The organism is Anaerococcus sp. (assembly GCF_022770135.1).
GTDB lineage: Bacteria > Bacillota > Clostridia > Tissierellales > Peptoniphilaceae > Anaerococcus.
The window spans coordinates 1-4,452 of record NZ_JALEIL010000102.1 but is presented as its reverse complement, the minus strand read 5'-3'; the positions used below and the strand labels follow the sequence as shown (position 1 = coordinate 4,452).

The 4,452-nt window shown below is 37.4% G+C and carries 5 protein-coding genes; all 5 read left to right on the top strand.

Annotated elements, in window-relative coordinates; translation table 11 throughout:
• A partial coding sequence (locus tag MRZ08_RS05255; RefSeq protein WP_297380148.1) for an FAD-dependent oxidoreductase occupies positions 1-991 on the top strand: 991 nt, incomplete at its 5' end.
• 9 nt (positions 992-1,000) lie between these two features.
• Complete coding sequence (ssnA, locus tag MRZ08_RS05250; RefSeq protein ID WP_297380146.1) at positions 1,001-2,320, top strand: putative aminohydrolase SsnA; 1,320 nt, start codon at positions 1,001-1,003, stop codon at positions 2,318-2,320.
• A gap of 27 nt (positions 2,321-2,347) precedes the next feature.
• The gene (locus MRZ08_RS05245; protein ID WP_297380143.1) at positions 2,348-3,655 is read left to right on the top strand and encodes a cytosine permease; all 1,308 of its coding nucleotides are present in this window, start codon (positions 2,348-2,350) and stop codon (positions 3,653-3,655) included.
• A gap of 10 nt (positions 3,656-3,665) precedes the next feature.
• Positions 3,666-3,842: a hypothetical protein gene (locus tag MRZ08_RS05240; protein WP_297380141.1), complete on the top strand. Its 177-nt coding sequence runs from the start codon at positions 3,666-3,668 to the stop codon at positions 3,840-3,842.
• Complete coding sequence (locus tag MRZ08_RS05235; RefSeq protein WP_297380138.1) at positions 3,842-4,321, top strand: nucleoside deaminase; 480 nt, start codon at positions 3,842-3,844, stop codon at positions 4,319-4,321. The genes MRZ08_RS05240 and MRZ08_RS05235 overlap by 1 nt, the downstream gene beginning before the upstream one ends.
• Positions 4,322-4,452: the final 131 nt, after the last annotated feature.

Genomic DNA, 4,452 nt, shown 5'->3' with positions numbered 1-4,452 from the left:
TGATGCTTATTATGATAAATATATAGAAGAAATCGAAGTAAGTCCAGTAAAGACTTCCGCCAAAGCCCTAATCATAGGAGGAGGACCAGCAGGACTTGCAGCAGGAATCTTCCTTAGAAGAAACGGGCTAGAAGCCAAAGTTATCGAAAAGTCCGACAGACTATATGGCTATGCAAATGAGCTTGTCTCAGATGAAGCTGTAGCAAAAGATATAAGGCTTGCCGAAAAGATAGGACTAGTCTATGAGCTTAACAAAGACCTAGATCTTGACCTAGAAGAGCTAAAGAAGACCTACCAATATATTATAATAGCAACGGGAAGTAAGACAGATTATGAGAAACTTAAGGCTTCTGGTATAAAGGTCGACAAGAAGGTCCACCTCCTTCCTACGAAAGAGACCAATATCGAAAACGTCTATCTAGCAGGAGATATCACTAAGGGAAGAAAGTCCATAGTAAATGCCATAGGGGATGCAAAAGTTATATCCAAGGATATCCTAAGAAAAGAAAATCTCGAAAATGACTTTATAGAAGCGACCTATGAAAAATCACTTGATTCGATAATCGAAAGACGTGGTTATCTTGAACTTCCTAGGGACAAAGACGGATCAAGATGCCTATCTTGCGATAAGATTTGTGAAATTTGTACCGAAGTTTGTCCAAATAGGGCTAATGTTGCCATAGAAGTGGAAGGATTTAAGAATAAAAGACAAACTATCCACCTCGACGGCCTCTGCAACGAATGTGGCAACTGCGAAAGCTTCTGCCCACACGATGGAGCACCTTATAAGGATAAATTTACAGTTTTCATAAGAGAAGACGACTTCGATATGTCTGAGCAAAGTGGAATATATAGGCTTGATTCTAGTAAGTACAAGATAAGACTTGAGAATAAAAACGTTATCGAAGCGGACTTATCTGATGATAAGATTAGCGAGGATTACAAGAAGCTAATCAAGGTCCTAGAAGATAGATACAGCTACTACCTATAAGGAGAAATTATGATAATTAAGGCAAAAACCATTATTACCAACGATAAGGCTAACAATTTCTATGAAGATGCGGCGATCCTTATAGAGGAAAATATCATAAAGGAAATAGGAGATTTTGATAAGATAAAAAGAGAAAATCCAGACGAAGAGGTCCTAGACTTTTCTGATAAGCTTGTAATGCCAGGCCTAATATGTGCCCACTCCCATGCCTACTCTGCCTATGCTAGAGGAATGAGCGTATCAAAGCCAACTGATAATTTCTTCCACGTCCTAGAAAATCTCTGGTGGGCCCTAGATAAGGAACTGACCCTAGAGGATGTGAAGCTTAATGCCCTAACGACCTTTATGGAATCAGTCCAAAACGGTGTAACGACAATTATAGACCATCACTCAGGTCCAAATGCCATAGAAGGGTCCCTGTCTACCATGGCAGATGCTGCCACAGATTTAGGAATTAGAGCAAGCCTTTGCTATGAAGTATCCGACAGGGATGGGATGGAAAAAAGAGACCTAGGTATTGCTGAAAACATCAACTGGATCAAGGAAGCAGAAAAAAGAGACGATATGATAAGTGCTCTTTTCGGCCTCCACGCTTCCTTTACCCTATCAGACGAAACCCTAGCAAAATGCCAAAAGGCCATGGAAGAAGTCGATTCTGGCTACCATGTCCACATAGCTGAAGGCATAGAAGACGAGTGGGAGACAGTAAAGATGAGCGGGAAGAGAATCGTAGATAGGCTCGATGCCTATGGAATCTTTAACGATAAGACCCTCTCTATCCACAACGTTCACATCAATGAAAGAGAGATGGATATCTTAAAAGAGAAAAATGCTATGGCAGTCTTCAATCCAGAAAGCAATATGAATAACGCCGTGGGAGCTCCTCCAACAGTAAGGATGCTCGATAAGGAAATACTTTTAGGACTTGGGACAGATGCCTACACCAACGATATGTTTGAATCAATGAAGGTCGCCAAGGTCCTCATCACTCACGAAAACCACGACCCAACCAAGGGCTTTGCCGAAGCAATCAAGATGCAATTTGAGAACAATCCAAAGATTATGGAAAGATATCTCAAAAGGCCAGTAGGAAGAATCGAAGAAGGAGCCTACGCAGATATCATAGCCCTAGACTATGATCCGATAACTCCTCTAGAAAAAGACAACTGGCCAGGTCACGTCCTTTTCGGCCTAAGCGGCAAATGCGTGACAGATTCTATCATTAATGGAAAAGTGGTCATGGCTGATAGGAAGATTAAGACAGTCGACCAAAAAGAAATTCACGAAAAATCAAGACAAAGAGCAAGAGCAATCTGGCCTAAACTTTAGGCTAGATTGGAATACATAGAGGGTATTATGGAAAATAATAATTTAAAAGAAGTTAAAGAGATAAATCAAGATTTTGAAAGTTCCCCTGTACCTATAGATAGTAGAAAAACGTTTTGGGGAATAACGATAGTTTGGCTTGGATTTGTATTTGTTATAACAAGTATGATTACAGGCGGAGGGCTTGCCGATGGCTTGAGTTTTAAAGACATTATATTAACAATTGTTTTGGGAAATATATTTTTAACAGTAATTGCCATGGCGGTAGCTAACATGGCTGCTAAAACGGGCTTATCATTTGCATTAATGACAAGATATTCTTTTGGTAAGTCTGGTTCTAAAATAGCGACAATGTTTGTCCCTATTGTAAGTATAGGATGGTATACAATTCAGTCTGCTATTTTCGGCCACTTTGTTTCTCAAATATTCAGTATAACAGGAGTAGGAGAGTTAGTAATATTATTCGCTAGTGCGATAGTAATGGGATTGTTCGCTTTGAAAGGAATGGAAGCAATAACTGTACTAGGATATGTTGCAATACCAGCGATTATATTTCTATCTTTAGCTACGGCAATTAGATCAGGAGGACTTGTAGGATGGCAAAGTGTAATAAATTATAAGCCAGCAACAAGTATGACCTTGGTTGAAGGTGTAACAATAGTAATTGGCACTTGGATATTTTCTGCAGCAACTGCAATTGCAGATATAATGCGATTTGCAAAAAGCTCAAAAGATGCTATGAAATCTGCAGCTGTAGGCTTATTATTTGGGAATGGTTTATTAATAATTTGTGGGGCAATTTCTGCCATAGGAAGCAATAATTCAGATTTAACAGAGGTGTTACTAGGATTAGGGTTAGTAGTACCAAGTTTAATTTTGATGACGACTAATATATTTACAACTAATGCAGCTAATATGTATTCTTCCTCACTAAACTTATCGAATACTTTTTCTAAAGACCGTAAGAAGATAATTGCTGTTATACTAATAATATCTGGTTTACTTTGTTTGACAAGGCCTTATCAGATAGATGTTCTATTTACATTTTTAAATACTTTAGGAATAATTGTTCCTCCTTTAGCAGGGATAATATTGTCGGATTATTATATTGTGAATAAAGGTGAGTACATAGACTTGAAAAATGCTAAACTTAATAAATGGACTTTAACACCATGGTTAACTTGGGCAATAACATTAGTGTTAGTTTACGCTCTTATTGCATTTTTTGGAACAAATGAAAGTATTTTGACAAGGGTATTTGGTCTACCAGCATTAAATGGAATAATATTTGCTATGATTTTATACCCAGTTATTTATAAGATCGGAAAGGGAAAATAAGGTATACCCAATGAAAGAAAACATTAATAAGTTCAAAAAGATTGCTATATCTGGAATTTCGTTTATGGGAATCGGCTCATTTATGAGTTGTTTATCTACTGTTTCACTATATAAAAACTTAGGAACTGCAATATTAACATTAGGATTGATACTATCAATAATTGGATTTTATAAGTGGAGGCCTTAATGAATGTTGATTACAAACGATTCTTAATAAGAGCTAACACAATTGCTGAAGAGTCTGTTATGAATGGTAATAATCCTTTTGGAGCAATATTAATAGACAAAGATGGAACTATACTGCTCGAATGCGGTAATCTTGAAGGGACACTTGGAATAGCGACTGCCCACGCTGAATTAAAACTTTGCGAAATGGCATCAAAAGAATATGATAAGGAATTTCTTAAGACCACGACACTTATAACAACAGCCGAACCTTGCTCAATGTGCTCAGGCGCAATATATTGGACGGGTATTGGAAGAGTAGTCTATGGAATAAGTGAGAAAGAACTAAAGAGATTAACAGGAGATGACGTTAGAAATTTAACCATGTCTCTAGATTGCAGAAAAGTACTTAATTCTGGACAGAAAAAAATCGAAGTAATAGGACCAGTTAATGAAGTAAAAAGTGAAATAGAAAAGCTTCATAAAAAATTTTGGAAATAAATAAGGAGAAATTATGGAAAAAAATACTAATCAAGCTGTCTCAAAGTCATTGTTTGACCTTGATGGCAAACCTGAATTCAAGAAGGCCTTCCCCATAGCCCTTCAGCACTTGTTGGCTATGATAGTAGGTA

What these genes read in the sequence shown, in the direction of transcription:
- MRZ08_RS05240 (WP_297380141.1), top strand. Translation starts at nt 3,666, where the DNA reads ATGAAAGAAAACATTAATAAGTTCAAAAAGATTGCTATATCTGGAATT.
- ssnA (WP_297380146.1), top strand. Translation starts at nt 1,001, where the DNA reads ATGATAATTAAGGCAAAAACCATTATTACCAACGATAAGGCTAACAAT.
- MRZ08_RS05235 (WP_297380138.1), top strand. Translation starts at nt 3,842, where the DNA reads ATGAATGTTGATTACAAACGATTCTTAATAAGAGCTAACACAATTGCT.
- MRZ08_RS05245 (WP_297380143.1), top strand. Translation starts at nt 2,348, where the DNA reads ATGGAAAATAATAATTTAAAAGAAGTTAAAGAGATAAATCAAGATTTT.